Source organism: Dyadobacter sp. AC419, assembly GCF_979253085.1.
The window spans coordinates 92,466-114,245 of record NZ_CEEDCD010000018.1; the positions used below are offsets into that span (position 1 = coordinate 92,466).

Genomic DNA, 21,780 nt, shown 5'->3' on the forward strand with positions numbered 1-21,780 from the left:
TTGATTACTTAACTAAATCCAAATTTTTGTAAATGGATGACGCTGGATTCGATAAGGAGAAAGTTATTGATTACTGGATCAAAAGTTCGGATGATGACTTCGAAACATTGACGGCAATGCTGGACAGCAAGCGCTATGCATGGAGTTTATTTGTAGGACATTTAATGATAGAAAAGCTCCTTAAAACGTTGTTTGTGAAGATTAACAATGAATTCCCTCCTTTCACACACAACTTGTTGCGGCTTGCTGAAAGAAGCAACATTGAACTGACCGAGGAAAGAAAATTGTTTTTTGTGTCAGTCACAGCCTTCAATATTAACGGCAGATATGATGACTACAAAATGAGCTTTCAGAAAACATGCACTCCCGAATTCACTAACAACTGGATTGAACGACTAAAAGAAAATAGATTATGGATCAAGGACTTAGTAAAATATTAGAGCGCTTTGTGTCCACTGTCTCGAAAAGTCAGCCAGGGTTGATTGCAGCTTATCTTTTTGGATCTTTTGCCAACAATAATTCTCGTGCTGAAAGCGACATTGACATTGCGCTGGTCATTGAGAATTTGCCAGAGAATGAAAGATTTGATATTCAAGTAAATCTAATGATGCTTGCTTCCGAGTTTGATTCCAGAATCGAGCCACACCCAATATCCAAGCAGGATATGCTCTCTTCAAATAATCCGTTTGCTGCGGAAATCAGGAAAACAGGCATCGAATTTAAGTTGAAACATTCAGCCTAAGATTACCCAAAGCAACATCACCACCAAAAAACTCACAATCCCCTGCAAACCTGTGAGTATCGTATGCGTCCTGTAAGTGTCTCTGGCTGAGATGCCGGTAAACTGCGATACAACCCAGAACCAGGCATCATTCGTATGCGAGACGATCATGGCGCCGCTTCCTACGGCCATAACCACTAATGTAATTTGAATCGGCGTTACGAAGCCTAGTGATCCCAGCAATGGCGCCAGAATGCTGGTTGTGAGCACCATAGCGGATGTCGTTGAACCTTGGGCTGTTTTGAAGAATGCGGCGATCAGAAAGGCGATTAACAGCAAGTATGCGCCGGACATTTCATTGTGCAGCAGCCATTCGCTGACCATATCTTTCAAAGAGGTTTCTTTCAAAATTGCGCCGAAGGCGCCTCCTGCTCCTACTAGGACCAATGTTGTCCCACAATGTTCAATGCCGCTTTTGAAGCAAGCCATCATTCTTTCTGCCGCGTATTCCGGGAAAAGGGAGTAGCTGAAAAAGATTGCAATGAGGAATGAGACGAGCGGACTGCCAAAGAAGCCTAGCCATTTTGTCCACGTTTCTGGAAAATCTAAAATTCTCGCAAAAGAGGCAAGTGTAATTAAGATGATGGGCAGCAGAATGGGCATGAATGCTTTCCAGGCGGGTGGAAGTCGGCTTTCCTGAATGATAACGGGCGGTTCGACTGCTGAATTTTCAGTGATCTCAACATTCCTGGCATACTTTCCGGCAAACCAGGTGGAGAGGAAAAGACTTGGAATAGAGACGATTAACCCAATCAAAATTACGAGCCCAACGGAATCTGCAATGCCCAGGTTTCCGGCTGCGGATAGCGGGCCGGGCGTTGGCGGCACCAATGTGTGCGTTGCAAACAGTCCGCCGGAGAGGGATAACGCAATGGTCCCCAACGGCTTCCCTGTCCGTTTAGCGACGATCTGGTTGAGCTTATGCAAAATAATAAAGCCCGAATCACAGAAAACCGGAATGCCGACGATCCCTCCAATTACAGCCATCGCAAATGCTGGCCGCTTTTCACCAAACAAATTGAGAATCACATCGGCAACTTTAATCGCAGCGCCAGATTTATCCAAAATAGCGCCAATTACGCAGCCCAGAATCACCATTAACCCGATCTTCGACATCAGTTCGCCAAAGCCTTTGCCAATCGTTTCCGCCAGTTTATCAATGGGCAGTCCCGCAAAAATACCTACGCCTATTGCTGCCAGCAGCAGGCCGACGAGCGGGTGCATTTTCAGGATTGTTGAGCTTAATACGATAAAAACAATGGCGATGAAAACGATGACAATGATCATTGGCGTTGGGGTTACAGCAATTTCATAACTGCCTCATCGCCCATTACAGCATTCGCAGGCCGCGGGTGTGCTGCATTGAAAACTTCAAGATCTTTTTGTTCGAGCACTTTCGAAGGCCCTTCGTCAACTTTGCCCTTGGCATTAGTCACCGCCTTCAAATCCAGACCAACATGCTTCGCCATAAAAGCGTACATGGCGTCTCTTTTTGACGGACCGTAATCATGCTTTTCATTGGGCAAATGCACATTTTCGACTAGACCTTTCTTGCCGTATAAGTTGTAAATATTCTGAATGAAAGGAAATTCAACCTCCGGCGTGTTCTTTGTCCAGTCGCCGCCATCGGAAACGAGGATCATCGGGCGCGGGGCGGTTAATGCGGCGATTTCAACATTATTGGTTTGATAATCGCCTTTTTTATGAATTGGCAAACCGCTTTCGCAAACGCATCCACCGAAAAAGTGAGCAGAAACCATCACAACCGGCGCAGTAACCTTCACACGATCGTCCAATGCAGCCAGCAGGAATGTCTGCGTTCCCCCACCCGATTCGCCGGTAACCGCAATTCTTTCGGGATCGACACCGGGTTGCGCGATCAGAAAATCCAATGCTCTCACTGCATTAATAGTCTGCAATTTGAGCGCTTTGGGCATTTTGTGCTCGCAATATTTAGAATCGCCTTGTCCAACCATATCCAGGACAAAAACGACGGCGCCCATGCGCGCAAGCGTTGCGCAGCGTTTCTGGGTTTGTTCGCGAAACCTTCCGTGTGGGTTTTCGCCATGTCCGTGCGGACATAGGACTCCGGCGTAAGATTGCTTCTTTTTGGTTGGTTTGTATAAATTTCCAGTCACATAAATGCCCGGCATGCTTTCAAATGCAACATTCTCGATCGTGTAACCATCCATTTCGCGTTTGCTGTGAATGATTGGCTTCGATGTCGGTTTTACGGGCATTTGCTGCAAATCCATTCCTTCCCGGATTTGCTTCCGGATCATGGCAGCCCGTGTTTCCCATTCCAGTTTGGTTTTTACAGCATGTTTTTCAAGGAATTCCTTGCCCTGCGCTTCTGTGAAATAAGCGCCCTGACACAGTTCACGTTGCTGGGCAGCTGCTATATTGATCAAACAAAAAACGCTTAAAGCAGACAGTAGTGCGACTTTCATCATTAAATGGAATAGTTGAACATATTTCCACAAAGTAAGGAACGGGCACGGACTACTGATTTGGCGGTCAGCTGTCAGCTTTCGGCAATCGGCCGTCAAAGCATTCGATTGCCGAAAGCAGATTGCCAAAAGCCAATTATGGAATTGATACTTTAATGTATTCCTTCAAAATATGCGCTTCCAGCTTGGTTACCATGCCTTTATATTCGCCATCGATCTGAAAATGCGCTTCTTTATCCAGACATTCGATTGTTGCTTTTTGGACCGAAACAACCTGCATGATCTCAGGATTGAAGTCCGTGCTTCCTGCCAGGATCCGCGCAGTTTCTATGAAATCAAGCTTTTTGGCAATGACCAGTTCAAAAAAACCATCTGACATGTCGCCGGCTGGGTTGATTGTGACGCCCGTTCCGTATTTCTGTGCATTGGCAATGATCACAATCAGAGCTTCCGTTTCGATAATTTCCTGGTCGGTCGTAATCTTTACGAGAAAATTTTCGTGTTCGCTGAGCGTTTTCAGCATTTCCTTGGCGTAACCCAGTTTCCCACGCGTATCGCCGTTTTCGTAGTTTTTTACCAACAATGCATTCAAGCCAATGTCACTCAAATGCAGGCTTACTTCGCCATTGATGGAAACAGCATCAATGCCAACAATATTGTCACCAAAAGCAATTTCAACAACCTGCGCAATGGAGCCGGAAACACCAAAATCAACCGCAAGTCCGTTGGCGGAGCCCACAGGAATAATGCCTAAAATCACGTCCGAGCCCTGCACAGCCTCAGCGACCATGGAAATGGTGCCGTCGCCGCCCGCAACCAGCACACGTTCAGGATTAATGTTACCAACCATTTCCCTAACCGTGGCAAGATCATTCTCCCCCGTGGTGGTGTAAATGCGCAAATCATATCCTTCGGCCTCAGCCATTTCGATCACCTTCTCAAAAACCTCATCCTTATCAATATCACCGGAGATGGGATTTACAACCAACAAAACCTTTCGTTCTGAAAACATATTGTCTAAATTAGGGACTTAAAGTCTAGGGGATAAAGATAGTTATGAAACGTTGCGACTTAAAATTGTATCGTGGATATGCCAATAAAAATGAACTGGTGGTGTTTGGGCATATCGTCAGAAAAGTATCCCTCCGGTGATCGAAAATATACAAGAAGCGGGTTCAGATATGCGAGAACGATCATTGAGCTTTTTTCTGTTAAACCGATTCCGTTCCTGAAAGTGACGCTCCGGCTGGGAAATATGACGGCCGAAACGACTGCCGAAGAGGATGGATATTTTCGATTCCAGGTGCCATTGACAGAACCCATTTCCAGCGGTTGGCATACTTACGAAGTTTCCGTGGAAGGGGATTGGAATGGAAAAAAATATCAGGGAAACGCAAGTGAAGAGTTTTTTCTGCCTTATAAAAGCTCCTATGGCATCATTTCCGACATTGATGACACATTCCTGATCTCACACAGCCGTCGTTCTTTTCGGAAACTTTTCGTTTTGCTTTCAAAGAATGTGCAGGCCAGAAAGCCGTTTGACGATGTCGTAAAGCATTATCAGCTCCTTTCCTTCGCGAGCCGGACGCACCCGCATAAGGACAGCAACATCTTTTTTTATGTGTCGAGCAGCGAGTGGAATCTGTATGATATGATCGTCCGCTTTGCAGAATTGAATGGTTTGCCAAAAGCCGTTTTGAAGCTTAGAAAAATAAAATCCGGATTGGATGATTTTGTGATGACGGGCGCAGGTTCACACGACCATAAGCTTCGTAAGATCCAGAATATCATCAACTTCTATCCCGAATTGCAGTTTATTCTGCTCGGTGACGATTCGCAGAAAGACCCGGAAATTTACCAGGAAATCTGCACGCAATTCGCAGCCAATATTCGTGCAGTTTACATCCGGCAAACGCGGCGGAGAAGCAAGTCGGAAACCACTGCAATCATGAAAAATATCCAGGAACTTGGCGTTGATGTGTGTTATTTTGCGCACAGTAACAAGGCCATTATTCATTCGCTGGACAATGGGATCGTATTTCAGGCACCCATTGACCCATTTGCCTCCCCTAGTCGAATCAAATGATTCTCTCTCATGAAAAAAATCCTGATCGTCTGAGGATGACCGCCGCATTGCGCAGAACATTTTTCGCGGGCTCGCTTCCGAAAACATTGAAGCTGAGATCGCTAACGACGGCATAACCGGCAAACAGCTTGCACTCGAAAAGAAGTTTGACCTCGTGCTGCTGGACGTTCATCTGCCCGGCATGAACGGCCATGACGTTTGCCAGCAGATCCGGATCTATAAGCCATCGCTGCCGATCATTATGCTGACTGCTTACGGTGAAATTGAGGATAAGCTCGAAGGCTTGGGCCGAGGTGCGGACGACTACATTGTCAAGCCGTTTGATTTCAGAGAGTTACTGGCAAGAATCAATGCCGCATTGCGCGTTGCTGAGCTCATTAATCCGGAAAATACGGACAAAATTTTGCGCATAGCCGATCTCGAAATGAATTTGGGGACCAAACAGGTCAAGCGTGGCGGAAATGCGATTGATCTAACTGCGAAGGAGTTTGCATTGCTTGAATATTTCCTTTTACACCGCGGCCGCGTGGTTTCAAAAATGGATCTTGCGGAGCATGTCTGGCACCTGAATTTTGATCCGGGCACCAATGTCGTCGAGGTTTACATTAACTATTTGCGCAAAAAAGTTGATAAGGACTTTGCTACAAAGCTCATTCACACACGCCCCGGCATGGGCTACATCATGAAAGAAGAATGACATTGAAGATAAAAGATCGCATTGCGTTTCAGTTTACGCTGTTAGTAGCGGCGATCTTGCTGTTGTTTTCCATCACCATTTACAGCGTTTCTGAACATTACAGGCAGGAAGAGTTTTACGACCGGCTCAAAAGTCGCGCGCGGACCACTTGCAGACTTTTGCTTAAAGTCAAAGGCATTGACAAAGATCTGCTCAAAGCCATTGACCAAAACACGCTTTCTGAAATGCTGGACGAGAAAGTCCTGATTTTCAATGCGGATAATGAACTGATTTATTCCAGTGTTGACGACAAATTACTGACTTATCAGGCCACATTGCTCGATGAAGTGCGTGAGAAAGAATACATGGAATTTCATGAAGGTGAAAGTGAGGTCATAGGTCTTTTATATCAGGAGCAAAGTGAACCATTGATCGTCCTGGCGTCCGCTTACGACACATTCGGCCACAGCAAACTGACTAATTTACGTGAAACGCTTGGCTGGGGATTATTGGCAGGGATTGCAGTAACCGTCGTTCTGGGAATCTATTTTGCTGGAAATGCACTCAGGCCCATTAGCCGCATTAATGAACAGGTTTCACTGATCACTGCCCAAAACCTTTCCCAGCAACTCGACGAAGGCAATCGCAAAGACGAAATTGCGCAGCTCGCCATTAATTTCAACACCGTTTTGGATCGGCTCCATAAGGCTTTCGAACAACAGAAAAGCTTCGTTTCGCACGCGTCTCACGAGCTCCGGACGCCATTGGCTGCATTAAAATCCGAAATACAACTCGGTCAGCGCTTTAATAAAGATAACCCGGACCTGGAAGAGGTTTTTGCCAATTTATTTTCTGATACGGAACGGCTGATCAGCATTACGAACAATTTGCTTTTCCTTGCGCGCTCTTATGAGCATACGAGTCAGGTTAAAATGGCGCCTATCCACATTGAAGATCTTGCCTTTTTGGCCAAGGAAGAATTGCTGTCGATTAACCCGGATTATAATGTCGTGATCGATTATGAAAACATTCCCGGAAATGAAAATGCGACTGTTATTGAGGGAAATGAAGAATTGCTAAAAAGGGTTTTTTCAAATCTGTTGGACAATGCCTGCAAATATTCTCCCGACCATTCTGCACAGATCCTGATTGCGTCTGATGATAAATCGTGCATTGTGAAAGTGCGGGATAAGGGCATCGGCATTGCTGCGGAAGATCTGCAATATATCTTCAATCCATTCTTCCGATCTGCCAATGCGACGAGTATTCCCGGATTTGGCATTGGACTCTCTATATGCCAGCGAATTGTCGAATTACACCACGGCACGCTCACCGTCACGAGTGAAGTTGGCAACGGAAGTGTATTTAAAGTGTGTCTCAACCACGTATAGGCCGTTTTTTGAGTTCTAATTTTTTTCTAAGCTTATTTTAAGGCTCCTGTAATACTAGCGTCGGAATATCGCATCATTCTAACACAGAAATCATGCGAACTTTATTCACGACGATCCTCATTTGCCTGGCTGCGCAGCTCCACGCGCAGGACACATTGAGGCTTTCGATCAGACAGGCGGACAGCTTGTTCCTGCAAAATAACCTGGAAATCCTTGCCGAGAAATATCAGATCGACATTGCAAAATCCATTGAGATTCAAGACAAACTTTGGAACAACCCGACATTCGGCGTTGAGATCAGCGCTTACAATCCGTCACGCGGATTTTTGGATGTAGGAAAACAAGGTCAGAAAGCATTTACAGTTCAGCAGCTCATCACGCGTGCAGGCAAACGTAACAAGCAGGTTGCATTGGACGTAGAATCCATCAAAAAGAGTGAATATCAATTTTTTGACCTCATCAGGACATTGAAATTTGACCTTCGTCAGATATTCTTTGAATCCTATTATCTGGAAAAAACCATTGCCTTATACGACACCCAGATTTCCACGCTGAACACCACCGTTACGGCATTTGACAAAGAATATAGTCGTAAAAATGTGTCGCTCAAAGAAGTTGTACGTTTAAAAGCCCTCCTTTTCCAGCTGACGAATGACCGCGCCGACATTCTGTTTGAACTGCATGACAATCAGCGCGATCTCCGCACGCTGCTCAATGCAGACCGGCCGGTCAAATCAGTTGTTGACAGCGCCGATATCCGTCGTTATGATTTAAATCAATACACTTCGGCAGCATTAAAAGAGAAGGCAATGGAAAGCCGGTCTGATTTGAAAGTGGCGCAATCGGCTGTAAAACAAGCAGAACTGAATTATACATTGCAAAAATCGCTAGCGGTTCCGAACATTCAGCTCGGGGCAGTTTATGATCAGGCCAGTAATTATGTCAACAATTATTTCGGCGTTTCGGCCACGATGGATCTGCCGTTTTTTAACAGAAATCAGGGAAATATCAAAGCTGCCAAAACGAACATTAGTTATTACAAAACGGCTGAATCGGCCAAAGTGACCAGTGTAAATAACGAAGTGGACGCAGCTTTACAAAAGGTTTCCGTTGCAGAAAACGCTTATCACAGCGTCGAAAGCCAGTTTTCAGACCAATTCGAGCTCCTTAGCAAAGGCATCTACGACAACTTCCAGAAAAAGAACATTTCACTTTTGGAATTCATCGACTTCATCGAAACCTACAACGAGAGCACGAAGGAATTTAACCGCTTACAAGCCGACCGCATTAAGGTTTACGAAGAACTCAACTTCGTGGTCGGCGAAGAACTTTTCAACTAATCAGTCCGCATTTCTCACATTACGGCTTTTGCCATTAATATAATTCCAATGAAAAATTCCATAAGCATGGTTATGCTGGCCGCTTTCAGTTTCTGGCTTACCGCGTGCAATACGAAAAAGGATGACGCCGAAGAATCAAAAGCGTTTATGCTTTCCGACACAATGATGAGCAGGATCCAGCTCGACACGGTGCGCACCGAGCCGGTTCGCAATGAACTGACGCTGGTCGGAAAAGTGGTTCCTGATGAAAATCAGGTGATTAAAATTTATCCGCTTGTTGGCGGCAATGTTGAAGAAGTGGATGTTGAGCTGGGTGATAACGTTCGGAAAGGGCAAAAGCTGGCGACGATCCGCTCGGGCGAAGTGGCTGATTTTGAACGACAAAAAATTCAGGCACAATCTGATCTGCTGGTTGCTCAAAAGAATTTATCATCTACCGAAGATATGTTCGAAAGCAAGCTGGTTCCAGAAAGAGATCTGATCACAGCGCGCCAGATGGTGGATAAAGCGCAGGCAGAAGTAAGCCGGGTTAAGGAAGTGTTTTCGATTTATGGTTTGGGAAAATCGGCCAATTACACCGTAAAATCGCCTATTAACGGCTTCATTATAGATAAAAATGTGAATCTGGGCATGCAGCTCCGTTCCGATAATGCTGAGAGTTTATTTACCCAGTCGGACAGATTGCGGACGTGTGGGTTTTGGCCAATGTTAATGAAAGTGATATTCCGAGGATCAAGCTCGGCATGTCGGCGGACGTGAGAACGATCAGTTTCTCCGATGAAGTTTTCAAAGGAAAAGTCGACAAGATCTACAATGTCCTTGACCCGGACACCAAGGCAATGAAAATCCGCATTCAGTTGCAGAATGTGGGCTTTAAACTGAAACCTGAAATGCACGCAACCGTAAGCCTCAACTTTGAGGAAGGCAGCCAAATGCAGGCTATTCCTTCGCAGGCAGTGATTTTCGATCGCAGTAAAAACTGGGTTATGGTCTATCACAGCCGTTCCAAAATCGAAACCCGCCCCGTTGAAATCTACCGCTCCCTAGCGAACCGAACATACATCAGCGGCGGCCTGAAAGACGGTGAAACAGTCATCAGCAAAAATCAACTGCTCGTTTACGACGCGCTGAATGACTAATGACTGAATGACTGAATGAGTGAATGACTGAATGAGCGGGCGCCGCTGCGCTGAATCTTCTTTTTGCTATTCAATCATTCATTCATTCGATCATTCAACATTACCGCATTCAATCATTCAATCATTCAATCATTGACCCATGAACAAGTTCATCAGGGGAATTGTGGGGTTTTCTTTAAAAAACCGCTTTTTCATATTCTTTATGACGGGCCTGCTGATCATCGCGGGGATCGTTAGTTATCGTGACACGCCGCTGGAAGCATTCCCCGACGTTACCAACACACAAATCATTATCGTAACCCAGTGGAACGGCCGGAGCGCGGAAGAAATTGAGCGCTTCGTGACCGTCCCCATCGAAGTCGCGATGAATTCGGTGCAGCAGAAGTCCAATGTCCGCAGCACGACTATGTTCGGTCTCAGCATTATCAAGATCATTTTCGATGACAATGTGGAAGACTTTTCGCCCGGCAACAGGTTAATAATCAGCTCCGTAACATTTCCTTACCCGAGGGCGTTGAACCGGATGTGCAGCCACCTTACGGCCCGACAGGTGAAATTTTCCGCTTTACATTGAAAAGTAAAGACCGGGACAGCAGGGAATTGCTAACATTGCATAACTGGATCATTGACAGACAGTTAAGAAGCATTCCGGGCGTTGCTGACGTGGTTGCATTTGGTGGCCGTGAGAAAATCTACGAAGTGCAGGTCAACCCGACAAAACTTGTGAAATACAACATTACGCCGCTGGAAGTTTACCAGGCTGTGACGAAAAGCAATGTGAATGTGGGTGGTGACGTCATTGAGAAAAACGGTCAGGCATATGTTGTCCGCGGGATCGGGTTACTCAATTCAATTCCTGATATTCAGAACATTATCGTTGAATTTGTCAAGGATAATCCTGTTTTGGTAAAAGACGTTGCGGACGTAAAAGAGTCGGATATGCCGCGTGTGGGACAAGTGGGGCTGGACGGAAATGACGATGTCGTAGAAGGCATTGTTGTGCAGCGCAAAGGCGAAAATCCCAGCGAAGTGCTTGCGCGTATAAAGGATAAGGTTGAAGAGCTGAACACGAAAATTCTTCCGCCGGATGTCAAAATGGTCACGTTCTACGACCGCGATAACCTCATTGAATTCTGCGCGCACACCGTGAAGCATAATCTTGTCGAAGGCATTGTCCTGGTGACGGTGATTGTATTCCTGTTTATGGCAGACTGGCGCACGACGGTGATTGTGTCCATTATCATTCCGTTAGCATTGCTGTTTGCATTCATGTGCCTGAAACTGAGAGGCATGTCCGCGAACTTGCTTTCCATGGGTGCGATTGACTTTGGGATTATCATTGACGGAGCCGTCGTGATGGTGGAAGGGATTTTTGTGGCTCTCGACCATCTCGCGCTTAAAAATGGAATGGATCGTTACAATAAGCTGTCAAAACTTGGGTTGATCAAACGTACGGGCGGGGAACTCGGAAAGGCCATTTTCTTTTCCAAGCTGATCATTATCACGGCGCTGATTCCCATTTTCAGCTTTCAAAAAGTGGAAGGAAAAATGTTTACGCCGCTGGCTTACACACTTGGTTTTGCCTTGCTAGGAGCGCTTTTGTACACATTAACGCTTGTTCCGGTGCTCTGTTCCATGTTGCTGAATAAGAATGTGAGGGAGAAAAGCAATCCGGTGGTTCGTTTCTTCGACCGCGCGGTTATCAATGGATTTGAATGGTGCTATGCCCGCAAAAAGGCCAGCATTATATTCGCCACGCTGTTTCTTGGGTTAAGCATGTTTTCAGCGCGCTTTCTGGGGACAGAATTTCTGCCAACATTGAATGAAGGCGCACTTTTGGGTTGAGGCAAAAATGCCAATGAGCAGCTCGCTGAATGAGACGATCAAAATGGTGACCACGCTCCGCGCCAAACTGAACGAATTTCCCGAAGTGAATGGCGTTTTGTCACAAACCGGCCGCTCTAATGATGGAACAGATCCTTCTGGTTTTTACTATGTGCAAATGCAGGTTAATTTGAAACCGAAAGAAGAGAATGGAAGCGCAAGATTTCGCAGGACCAGCTGATCGAGGAAATGGATAAAAAACTCAAACAATTCCAGGGCATCAACTACAACTATTCACAGCCTATTATCGACAATGTGGCAGAAGCCGTGGCTGGGATGAACGCGAGTAATGCAGTCAAAATCTACGGAGACGATCTGGAAACATTGAATGCAAAGGCTGACCAAGTGCTGAATGCGATTAAGGATGTACCTGGAATTAAAGACGTCGGCATTTTGCGGAACATTGGCCAACCCGAGATCAGTGTGATCCTCCACGATCATAAAATGGCTCAATATGGCGTGAGCACAGCCGATGCGCAAGCAGTTATTGAGATGGCAATTGGTGGGAAAACCGCTTCTACTATTGTACGAAGGTGAACGCAAGTTCGACATTCGCCTGCGTTACGAGCAGCAATATCGCCGCACGGTGGACGACATTCAGCAGCTGATGGTTCCTACAATGACAGGTGGAAAAATCCCATTGAAGGAAATTTCATCCATCCGCACCGTCACCGGCCCTGCATTTGTGTATCGCGACAATAACAAACGCTTTATAGGCGTAAAATTCTCAGTGCGTGAACGCGATTTGGGAAGCACGATTGCTGATGCGCAAAACCGTGTAAAACCTTTGTTGAAATCATTGCCAAAGGGTTATTCTGTAAACTGGTCAGGTGAATTTGAAAATCAGGTGCGCGCGACAGCGCGGCTTGGACAAGTGGTTCCTATCAGCTTAATCGGGATTTTTATATTGCTCTTCATCATGTTCAGCAATGCAAAAGACGCCGGGCTGGTGCTCATTAATGTTCCGTTCGCATTGATCGGCGGCATACTCGCCTTGCATGTCACGCACATGAATTTCGGGATTTCGGCCGGCGTGGGTTTCATTGCATTATTCGGCTTATGCGTGCAAAACGGGGTGATTTTGATCTCAGTTTTCAACAAAAACCTGGCTGCCAGAATGACGCTGGATGAAGCAATCCGGGAAGGTGTGAAATCAAGGATCAGACCTGTGATTATGACCGCATTAATGGCGGCAATCGGCCTCTTGCCCGCCGCAACGTCAACAGGAATCGGTTCGGAAACACAGAAGCCATTGGCGATTGTCGTGATTGGCGGGTTGATAACCGCAACGGTGCTGACGCTGCTGATCTTCCCGATCATTTATGGATTTTTTAACAAAAGAAAAGCACGGGTAACGGTGGCTTAGGAGCCATAAAATTCCTTTATAATAAAAAACGGAGTCGAATTGACAAACATCAATTCGACTCCGTTTTTTGATAGCAGTTTAGAAAAACCTATTTCTGACTTTGAAATGTAATCGTGAATGTTGTTCCGGATCCTATTTCGGACTGGACGTCGATGCGGCCGTGGTGGGCGTGGATAATGCTCATGGTTGTCGATAATCCAATGCCCATTCCGTTGTTTTTGCCGGTAAAATATGGCTCGAAGATCTTTTCCATGTGCTCTTCGCTGATGCCCGAACCATTGTCCGAGAATGTGACCTGAATGTTCTCTCCCAGGCTTTTTGTCGTAATCCTCAAAATGCCCTTATCTTCCTCCATGGCTTCAATGGCATTCGTAATGATGTTCAAAAACGCCATTTGCAACGAGACGGAATCCAGCGGCAGTTCCAGGTCTTCTTCTGCAAACTGATTCACGATCTGGATCCTTTTCAGCTGCACGCGGTCCAGCGCCGTGCCGATTGCCTGTGAAAGAACAGTGTGCACCGAACTCGTAACAAGCTCAATATCTGCTGAACTCGACGGTTGCAGAAGCTGTGAGATCAGGTCGTTAATGCGGTTACAGTTCCTTTTGATGATCTGCGTGTAAAACTTCTGATCTTCATCAACCAGCTCCATTTCGAGCTGCTCTGCGGAAAGATTCACATTCGTCAGCGGATTGCGCACTTCGTGAGCAAGCATTCGCACCAGACGACCCGTAACAGCCATTTTTTCGGAAAATAATCTTTCCCTTTCCGACTGTTTCCGCGCGGTCATATCGTGTAACCTTCCCTGTATATACGGATGCTCATCATCGACTTCGAGCGAGGCCGAGAAGAGACAGTATTTCTTGTCTGAGTCCTTTGTCAGCAGCTTAACCTCGTAATCGTGGATCGGATGATCTTTAATATCCTGCCACGGAGAGTCAAACTGTCCATCCTCGATCAGTTCGAGGATATTTTTTACTTTCAGCTCCTCCTCATCATAGCCTGTTAAGACGCTGGCGGAAGTGTTAAAGTCGATAATGTTCCCTTCCAGATCGCTTATAAATAGGAAATCGTTGGACTCTTCGAATATCCTCCTGTAACGTCGCTCGCTGTGTTTCAAAGCTTTAAGCACCGAAGTCCTTTCCAAAGCATAACGAATGCTTCTTTCCAGCTTTTCAGAATCAAGCTCACTTTTGATCAGATAATCGGCGGCGCCAAGGCGCAACGCCTCGACTGCAATTTTTGTGTCACCTTTTCCGGTTAACAGGATAATGGGTTCTTCGCATTCAAACTGGCAAGCCAGATCGATCAGGTCAATTCCTGTGCTTTCTCCCAATAGATAATCGAACAGATAGAGGTCGTATTTGATTTCCTTGATGTGATATTGCGCATCCCGGAAGGTCGAACACCATGTAATCTCGAATTTCCAATTTACCAGTTCCTGGAAATACTCACGAGTAAGGAAGTAATCGTCCTCATCATCGTCTACAAGGAGCACCTTTATTTTTTTACTGTTCATTAGGGTTTATGGCTCAAAAGGTAGCTTAACAACTATATGTCAAACTGTTTCATCTTGTTGTAAAGTGTCTTTCTGTCAATGTTCAGCAGTCGGGCTGCCTTACTTTTGTTGAAATTCACATCTCTTAAAACTTGCATGATCATGTCATATTCGGCTTCGTTGGCAACGGTTTTCAGGCTTGGTTTCGAATCGTCTCCATCCACTGGCTCAGGTGCGGCTGCCGTTGTGCTTACTGTGGAAACAGCGGCTGCTGGCTCTTCATCCAGGTCTTTCAGCTTGCGATAATTAACGATTTCAAAAGGCAGTGATTTCTCCTCGATCAGTTCACCGTCAGAAAGCAATGTGGCACGTTTGATCACGTTTTTCAGCTCTCTCAGGTTACCCGGCCATGAATAATTCAGGAAGTCATTTTTCACTTCTTCCGAGAAGCCCGTAACATTCTTGTTCAATTCAACATTGGTTGTATCGAGGAATGTGTTTGCAAACAGCATCAAATCGTCTTTTCTATTGCGCAATGCAGGCACCTCGATGGTAAATTCATTAAAACGATAGTAAAGATCTTCTCTGAATTTGCCATTACGTGCTGATTCAAGCAAGCGTTCGTTATTGGCGACAATGATCCTTACGTCGAGGTCAATTTCTTTTGAACCACCAATCCGGCGCATCTTACGCTCCTGTACTACACGCAGCAATGCAACCTGGATTTCGTAGGACAAATTGGAAACTTCATCCAAAAACAATGTTCCGCCATTAGCCATTTCAAAATGACCAATTTTCGTGTTCAGGGCACCGGTAAAAGATCCCTTTCGTGACCGAAAAGCTCACTTCCTGCCAATTCTTTCGAAATAGCCCCGCAGTCCATCGCCACAAACGGCATATCCCGTCTTTTTGAACGGTTATGAATTTCCTGCGCAATCGCCTCTTTACCCGAACCACTTTCACCATAAATAATTACACTGAAATTGGTAGGCGCAACAAGATCGACTTGACGGAAAAGGTTGTCCGAAACATCGCTCTGGCCCATTACGTAGCCTGGTTTTGTACGCGAGCTGCTTTTTCTGACCGGTTTTACGTTTTCAGAAGATCCGCTGGAAGTGCCGGTTGCAACCGAAGTGTATTCAAATTCTTCGTTTTCTTTGGATTCGGCGTCGGCAATTGCCTTTTTTACCGTGACAAGGATTTCATCCGGAAAAAGCGGTTTTGTAATGTAGTCATAGGCGCCGAGCTTCATTACGCTCACGGCCACTTTAATGTCCGAGTAACCAGTAATGATCAAAACCGGAACATTGGGACGTTTGGTTTTAATTGCCGTAAGCAACTCAGTTCCAGTAATATCGCCCAAGCGAAAATCGGTCATAACCAGATCGGGCGAGATCGACTCGATCAGCGCCAGTCCGTCTTTTCCATTTTGCGCAGTTTCTACAATGAAATCATTCTTTGATAAAAATCTCTTCAGTAAGAAGCAGATATCCGCCTCATCATCAACAACAACAATTTTTTTCATGCCAGGTTATTAGGGCTAAATCCAGTGGTTTTTACGTTGCTTAAATGGTAACTCTTAATCTTGCAGTAGGGATATTCAATTGTTCCCGGTATTTGGCAACGGTCCTTCTTTCTGCGACAGAATAGCCCTTTTCAGAGAGCATATCTGTAATTTGCTGATCGTTATATGGATGTCGTTTGTCTTCCGCAAAGACAATTTCCCGGATCGCTTCCTGGATTTCCCTGTTGGAAACTTCGGTTCCATCCTCATTGGTAACGCCTTCCGTGAAAAGATCCTTCAACAATACAATCCCAAACGGTGTCTGCACATATTTATTGGTGGTAACGCGGGAAACGGTTGAAATGTCCATGTCAATTATTTCTGCGACGTCTTTCAGGATCATGGGTCTGAGCTTCTTGATATCGCCAGTCTGGAAATAATCATATTGCAGTTTGACAATTGCCCGCAATGTGCTCAGCATTGTATTTTCGCGCTGCTTAATGGCGTCAATGAACCACTTTGCGGAGTTCATTTTGTTTTTGAGGAACTGATTCGTAGCCTTATCGTTTTTCTGCTCAGCCATTTGCGTAAACAGCTTGTTCAAACGCAGCGCCGGGCTATTTCCCCAGGTAAGCTGAACCTCTATATCGCCGTCCTCGGTGTAGCGCAGCATAAAGTCAGGCTTAATGCTCTCGTTAACAATCGAGTCATTGCGTAATCCGGAGGCTGGTTTTGGGTTTAATGTTGTGATGAGTGCAATGGCCTTTTTGAGCGCTTCCTCATCCAGACCTGTGATCCGCATGATCTTGTCATAATTTCGCGAACCAAGCTCGTCAAATGCATCTGAAACGATCTTGTAAGCCCATTTCCACGTGTCATCCTGATTTTCAATGCGGTGTAATTGGATCAGCAGGCATTCTCTCAGATCATTGGCAGCAATTCCCGCCGGGTCCAGCTGCTGAATTCATTTTCAGCATTAAATTGACCTCATCTGTGTCAATGAACATGCTGTTAGCGAATGAAATATCATCGGCAATCACATCGCTTTCGCGTCTCAGGAAGCCGTCTTCGTCTAATGAATCAAGGATAAAGTCTGCGATCAGCTGCTGTCTTTCGTCCAACCTTAGAAAATGCACCTGTTGTTTCAGATCGTCGCGGAAAGAGATGGTTTCCACCATCGGACGCGTATAAAGCTCATTATCAGGCGACTGATTATTAGCGTAAGTCTTGTAATCCGGAATGTCATCATCTCTGAATTCGTCCCAGTCATAGTAATCCTGCATGGAATTGTCTTCGCCGGTGCCCGTATCTGCCGGATCCTGGAATTCATCGACGGTGTCTTCCGAAGCATTATCGTCCTTGCCTTCCTCTAAAATAGGATTCTCTTCTAACTCCTCTTTGATTCTTTGTTCCAATTCCATTGTTGTCAAATGCAGTAAATTCAGCATCTGAATTTGCAACGGAGAATATTTCAGGGTCTGTCTTTGCGTCTGCGTTTGTCTTTGCATATAGCAACCAAGGGTAAAAATTAGAATTCTTAAAGTTTAAATTTACGATTCTTTATCCAATCTTTCTCCAACCGGCAGGTCGTTTATCAAGATTGCGTACTAATTTCCACAGACTGAGTATATTTATTCAGAATGCTTCCGTAATACAAAAAAACGTCTGTACAGTGTGTAATCGCCGGACTACCCGGATTATTAGTTGGAACGGTGTTCGGTATACCGAAGCATCCTACACGTTTCAAATTTATATTAAAATGGCAACTGCCAATAATTCACGGAGTTAATTTAAAAAGCGCTGTAACTTTTCGAAAACTCATGTCCTGACCAGCCGGTAATGCAAGCAACCGAAACTGCGCAAAACACAACATTTGCCCTCCCAAATTGAGCAGACGTATAGAAGTCTTAACAAATTTCTTGCCGACTCGCTTTTATACAAAACACAGAACCCTTCTTTTCGGAAGGGTTCGACATCTCATGCGATATCAGTAACGACTATGCCAGGCTTGGCGGCGTGTCGTCTGTTTTTTCTTTACCCATTTAAGTCCTTTAAGCAACAATTCTCTTCCCTCAGGAACGCCGTGCTTTACAATGACATTTTTTACAACCAAAGGAATAACGAAATTCAATGGTGGCGGAAGCCGGCGCAATGCTGTTTTCGCCAGCAATGCATTTACACCCAACTCAGAGTGTTTTCCCGCCGCTGCTTTGCGGGCCCGAGACGAACATGTCCCGGAAGTATTTCACTGTACTTTCGATTGGAGCCGAGTTGTCAGTGGATTTTGATTTTGTCGACGTATTTTTCATTTGTGATGAAGCAGATAATGTTTCGGGCGCAATTGCTCGCACCCGAAACAGTGTTATCAGTATTTGTTATATTCGTCCTTAGCCGCATCCGTAAGCTCGTCTGCTTTGTCAATGGCTGCGTCTTTATATTCTTCGCCTTCTTTTTTCAATTGGCTTACAGCACCTGCTGCTTTTTCTTTGCTTTTTTCAAGCGCTTCGATCAGGTCCGTAGCAAGGCTATTTGTCTTCTTCTTGATTTTTTTGCGTGTCTGGTTTCCTTCTTCGGGAGCAAACAGTAACCCGATGATTGCTCCAACCGCTGCCGCTGTTACGATTCCCAAAATGCTTTATTACCATTCATAACGTTAATCCGTTTTATGTGAAAGATTTCATTTACAAAACATTGGTACAAAATCCTGTACCAATGGCGCAATGTACTTGAACGGGATAAACATTCTACACATAAACCGGCAAAAAGAAAAGCTGAGGTCTTTTCCGGTCAATAAAACGAAGGCTCCAGACGCGCTAAATGGCAGGGTTATTGTATTTGAAGCCATTGAAAATCTCATCGCAAACCCATAAGGAATAATTTTGACTACAACTCTCCTAAACAATGACTGAAAATTCTATTTCTGACACAGCGCTATGAAAATTGTAATTATTGAAGATGAGAAGGATTTGGGGGTGTTGATGCGCAATTTTCTAGTACGACAGTTAAATATTAAATCACCGGATGCATCCATTAAAGTTGCAGCTTCTCTCTCGGAAGGGCTCGAATGCATTGACAGTATGAAGCCCGACTGGGTGTTCATTGACAACAACTTACCGGATGGCAAGGGAATTAACGAAATTAACCGCATTAGAAACGCGAACCCGGAAGTAGGCGCCAGAATTGTAATGATGAGCGCCATGACCAATTTAAGAGAGGAAGCTTTCAGAGAAGGTGCAGATTACTTTCTTGACAAGCCCATCAGTTTCGTAGAAGTTAGAGACATCCTCACGGGGGGCAACAACAACGGCAAACATTAAGCGATTCGGCCGCTGATAGTAGAAAATGTTGCTTCAATTGAGCATTCCGATGAGGAAATGCGTAGAATATATTTCTCATCGGAATATTATTTGTTTTTAATCTTAATAGCTCTTTAAAATAAAACCGGGCACTTTGTTCCGGATTTCCCTCTCGATCCCGGCAATTTTACCTTTTGGCTTTTATAGCGAACCCGCTTCTTTTTCGGGTCCTCCCCTTTCTTTTTGGCATAAGCAATCAGCTTGAAATCGTACTCCGGAATAAAATAATCCTCCTTATACTCGGCAACCGGAAGCGGCATATAATGGCGTCCTGGAAAACTCAGCTGATCGTACTCGTAATCGTAAAGATAAATCGTTACAAAACCGTCACGGCTATACTTGATTCCAATGTCCGAAAAGGGACTGTTCTCATCATTTGAAGCAACCAGTCGCATCATTTCCTTCTGCTTCCCTTTGACCAGAATGTTCATGTTATACTGGAACACGCGGTGTAATGAGTCAATTTGAAGCGCAACGCCCAGATAATATTTCGCATCCTTGAATTGCTCGCGACCAGCATACATTACTGCTGTGTTATTGAGCGCACTTTTGTCCTGATAAGTCTGGTAACTCAGTTTAGCCTCATCGTATTTTTCGAGATAGCGGTAAACATTGCCCTGATTTACATTATAAAATTTCCGGGAAGGCGCATTGTCCATGGCCGTTGCGAAATCTTTAAATGCGCCATCATAACGTGCATTCGCTTCATTAACCTGATGCCGCTGCGCGTGCCGGTTTCCAATATATGCCTGAATAATGCCGTGGTTATTATTCAAAAAAGGCAGATCAGGTTTTTCTTTCAAAAGGCTGTCAAATAAGACCATTGACTTATCAAGCTGATCATTTTCGAGTAAAGCAATCCCCCACCCGTTTTGCGCATTGACATTGGACGGATTCAGCGAAACTGCCTTTTTGAACACCTGATAACCCTTTTTATACATATCAAAATGTAGCAGCAAGCTTCCGTAATTGCTCCACATTAAGTCATAACCCTGCTCATATACAAGCGCTTTGGACAAAAACTGCCCTGCTTCCGAATAGCGCTTCTGATCGATCATAATGCTGCTCATTCCCGCTAATGCTTCGTAACGGGTCGGATCCATCTTAATGGCTTTCTGGAAGTCGTCCTGCGCAGCATTAACCTGTTTCAGATAATATTCTGAGAATGCTTTGGTAACAAACAGGTCTGCAAAAAACTTGTTATCCTCATTCAGTGCCTTTTCCGCCTTCTTGAAATCCTGCAAAGCAAGATCATATTTTTTCTGTCCGTAATAAGAGACAGCGCGGCCGAGATAAGCGGGCATATAGGTCGAGTCCTTTTTTATAACCCGGTCAAAAAGCGTGAATGCGGTCTGATATTCGTGTTTTGAAAGGTGCGTATTGCCCATTCCGGATTGTAATGCCGGCGTTTCGCGCTTCAATGTTGAGGCTAGCTTGTAATAACGCTGCGCTTCACTGATCTGCTTCAAACCATAAAATGAATGCGCCATGCCCAGATAAGCATCGCCCCGGAATGTGCGGTCGTCCGTTTCCAGATATTTTTCAAAAACCGCCTTCGCAGCGCCAAACTGGTTTAATGATAACAATGCATTCGCATATCGGATCTGGGCTTTCAGATGATTGCGGGACACTTTTTCAAAATCTTTGACGGCTCTTTTCTCATTTCCCGTGCGCATGAGCATATCGCCGCGTTGCAGCCGGTAAGCCATCTCGTCCTTTTGCCGGATCGCTGTTGCCATTTCATCGACAGCCTCGGGAAGTTGCCCGTTGAATTTGTAAAGCATTCCGAGATTGTAATTCCATTTCCCGTCCGTGTTTTTGGCGCTGTTACCAGTCGCAAACCCGAGCGCGTCACCGTATCTCTTTTCCTTGGCGTAAGAAACCAAAGTGTTCAATGTGGCTTGTGTGCCGCCGGGCGCATCCGCGAAATCAGCACGGGCAGACGCATATTTTCCGGACAACATGCCAAACAGCCCCCGGTTATAATGCAGATGCGGATCCTGGGAACTGAGTTCCAGCTCTTCCATAATGTGCAGTGCTTTCTGATAATTGCCGAGCAATGCCAGAATCACGGCTTCATTGTTCATGCGCTGAACAGAATCGGCTGGTTGAAAAGCTTGTTTATGATAAAGTGCGTAAGCGGCTTGCAGATTTCGTATTCCGCGCTGATATGATTCTTCCCTGAGCAGGGCCGGATTATTTTCTTCAAAACTGCGGTTAAAAACGGGAAGAAGATCTTTTACAATTCGCTGACATTCATTGAAGTCCTGAGCGGACGAAACCTTAGGAGATAAGATCGTCAACATCAG

At 45.2% G+C, this 21,780-nt stretch carries 15 protein-coding genes and 5 pseudogenes; 9 read left to right on the forward strand and 11 right to left on the reverse strand.

The window, feature by feature from the left end:
- Positions 1 to 32: 32 nt before the first annotated feature.
- Both AC0IYG_RS12785 and AC0IYG_RS12790 read left to right on the forward strand, forming a co-directional pair.
- Positions 33 to 440 carry a HEPN domain-containing protein gene (locus AC0IYG_RS12785; protein ID WP_471711448.1) on the forward strand — a complete coding sequence of 136 codons (408 nt, stop codon included), beginning with the start codon at positions 33 to 35 and terminating at the stop codon, positions 438 to 440.
- Complete coding sequence (locus AC0IYG_RS12790) at positions 413 to 742, forward strand: nucleotidyltransferase domain-containing protein (RefSeq protein WP_471711449.1); 330 nt, start codon at positions 413 to 415, stop codon at positions 740 to 742. The genes AC0IYG_RS12785 and AC0IYG_RS12790 overlap by 28 nt, the downstream gene beginning before the upstream one ends.
- Here AC0IYG_RS12790 and AC0IYG_RS12795 read toward each other — a convergent pair.
- From AC0IYG_RS12795 to AC0IYG_RS12805, 3 genes are all read right to left on the reverse strand, one after another.
- Complete coding sequence (locus AC0IYG_RS12795; protein WP_471711450.1) at positions 734 to 2,068, reverse strand: GntP family permease; 1,335 nt, start codon at positions 2,066 to 2,068, stop codon at positions 734 to 736. The two genes, AC0IYG_RS12790 and AC0IYG_RS12795, sit on opposite strands and share 9 nt — an antisense overlap.
- Positions 2,069 to 2,079: 11 nt before the next feature.
- The gene (locus tag AC0IYG_RS12800; RefSeq protein ID WP_471711451.1) at positions 2,080 to 3,231 is read right to left on the reverse strand and encodes an alpha/beta hydrolase family protein; all 1,152 of its coding nucleotides are present in this window, start codon (positions 3,229 to 3,231) and stop codon (positions 2,080 to 2,082) included.
- A 136-nt stretch (positions 3,232 to 3,367) separates the two neighbouring features.
- Entirely contained in the window at positions 3,368 to 4,243 is an 876-nt protein-coding gene (locus tag AC0IYG_RS12805) for a diacylglycerol/lipid kinase family protein (RefSeq protein WP_471711452.1), read from the reverse strand.
- A 78-nt stretch (positions 4,244 to 4,321) separates the two neighbouring features.
- Between AC0IYG_RS12805 and AC0IYG_RS12810 the strand changes: the two genes are divergently transcribed.
- The 6 genes and pseudogenes from AC0IYG_RS12810 to AC0IYG_RS12835 all read left to right on the forward strand — a co-directional run bounded on the left by AC0IYG_RS12810 (position 4,322) and on the right by AC0IYG_RS12835 (position 13,113).
- Positions 4,322 to 5,317 carry an App1 family protein gene (locus tag AC0IYG_RS12810; RefSeq protein ID WP_471711573.1) on the forward strand — a complete coding sequence of 332 codons (996 nt, stop codon included), beginning with the start codon at positions 4,322 to 4,324 and terminating at the stop codon, positions 5,315 to 5,317.
- A 9-nt stretch (positions 5,318 to 5,326) separates the two neighbouring features.
- A pseudogene (locus AC0IYG_RS12815) lies at positions 5,327 to 6,014 on the forward strand (response regulator transcription factor).
- A 2-nt stretch (positions 6,015 to 6,016) separates the two neighbouring features.
- Positions 6,017 to 7,384 carry a HAMP domain-containing sensor histidine kinase gene (locus tag AC0IYG_RS12820; RefSeq protein WP_471711574.1) on the forward strand — a complete coding sequence of 456 codons (1,368 nt, stop codon included), beginning with the start codon at positions 6,017 to 6,019 and terminating at the stop codon, positions 7,382 to 7,384.
- Between the two features lie 92 nt (positions 7,385 to 7,476).
- Positions 7,477 to 8,724, forward strand: coding sequence for a TolC family protein (locus AC0IYG_RS12825; RefSeq protein ID WP_471711453.1), 1,248 nt, complete (start codon positions 7,477 to 7,479; stop codon positions 8,722 to 8,724).
- Positions 8,725 to 8,790: 66 nt separating this feature from the next.
- Positions 8,791 to 9,863 (forward strand): annotated as a pseudogene (locus tag AC0IYG_RS12830) (efflux RND transporter periplasmic adaptor subunit).
- Positions 9,864 to 10,002: 139 nt separating this feature from the next.
- Positions 10,003 to 13,113, forward strand: a pseudogene (locus AC0IYG_RS12835) (efflux RND transporter permease subunit).
- An 88-nt stretch (positions 13,114 to 13,201) separates the two neighbouring features.
- Here AC0IYG_RS12835 and AC0IYG_RS12840 read toward each other — a convergent pair.
- The 7 genes and pseudogenes from AC0IYG_RS12840 to AC0IYG_RS12870 form a co-directional block, all read right to left on the reverse strand.
- Positions 13,202 to 14,632, reverse strand: a complete 1,431-nt coding sequence (locus tag AC0IYG_RS12840) for a two-component system sensor histidine kinase NtrB (RefSeq protein ID WP_471711454.1) — start codon at positions 14,630 to 14,632, stop codon at positions 13,202 to 13,204.
- A gap of 32 nt (positions 14,633 to 14,664) precedes the next feature.
- Positions 14,665 to 16,136: pseudogene (locus tag AC0IYG_RS12845) on the reverse strand (sigma-54-dependent transcriptional regulator).
- A 40-nt stretch (positions 16,137 to 16,176) separates the two neighbouring features.
- A complete protein-coding gene (gene rpoN / locus AC0IYG_RS12850) occupies positions 16,177 to 17,079 on the reverse strand; it encodes an RNA polymerase factor sigma-54 (protein ID WP_471711575.1) in 903 nt (300 codons plus the stop codon).
- Positions 17,042 to 17,536: an RNA polymerase factor sigma-54 gene (locus AC0IYG_RS12855; protein ID WP_471711576.1), complete on the reverse strand. Its 495-nt coding sequence runs from the start codon at positions 17,534 to 17,536 to the stop codon at positions 17,042 to 17,044. The genes rpoN and AC0IYG_RS12855 overlap by 38 nt, the downstream gene beginning before the upstream one ends.
- A gap of 3 nt (positions 17,537 to 17,539) precedes the next feature.
- Positions 17,540 to 17,623 (reverse strand): annotated as a pseudogene (locus AC0IYG_RS12860) (hypothetical protein); the annotation flags it as partial.
- A 479-nt stretch (positions 17,624 to 18,102) separates the two neighbouring features.
- The gene (locus tag AC0IYG_RS12865; RefSeq protein ID WP_471711455.1) at positions 18,103 to 18,300 is read right to left on the reverse strand and encodes a hypothetical protein; all 198 of its coding nucleotides are present in this window, start codon (positions 18,298 to 18,300) and stop codon (positions 18,103 to 18,105) included.
- A gap of 180 nt (positions 18,301 to 18,480) precedes the next feature.
- A complete protein-coding gene (locus tag AC0IYG_RS12870; RefSeq protein ID WP_471711456.1) occupies positions 18,481 to 18,744 on the reverse strand; it encodes a YtxH domain-containing protein in 264 nt (87 codons plus the stop codon).
- Positions 18,745 to 19,048: 304 nt separating this feature from the next.
- Here AC0IYG_RS12870 and AC0IYG_RS12875 point away from each other — a divergent pair, with 304 nt between their 5' ends.
- Positions 19,049 to 19,432 (forward strand): response regulator, encoded by a 384-nt coding sequence (locus AC0IYG_RS12875; RefSeq protein ID WP_471711457.1) that lies wholly within the window; start codon positions 19,049 to 19,051, stop codon positions 19,430 to 19,432.
- 113 nt (positions 19,433 to 19,545) lie between these two features.
- Here the strand turns inward: AC0IYG_RS12875 and AC0IYG_RS12880 are convergent, their stop codons facing one another.
- Positions 19,546 to 21,777, reverse strand: coding sequence for a tetratricopeptide repeat protein (locus AC0IYG_RS12880; RefSeq protein WP_471711458.1), 2,232 nt, complete (start codon positions 21,775 to 21,777; stop codon positions 19,546 to 19,548).
- Positions 21,778 to 21,780: the final 3 nt, after the last annotated feature.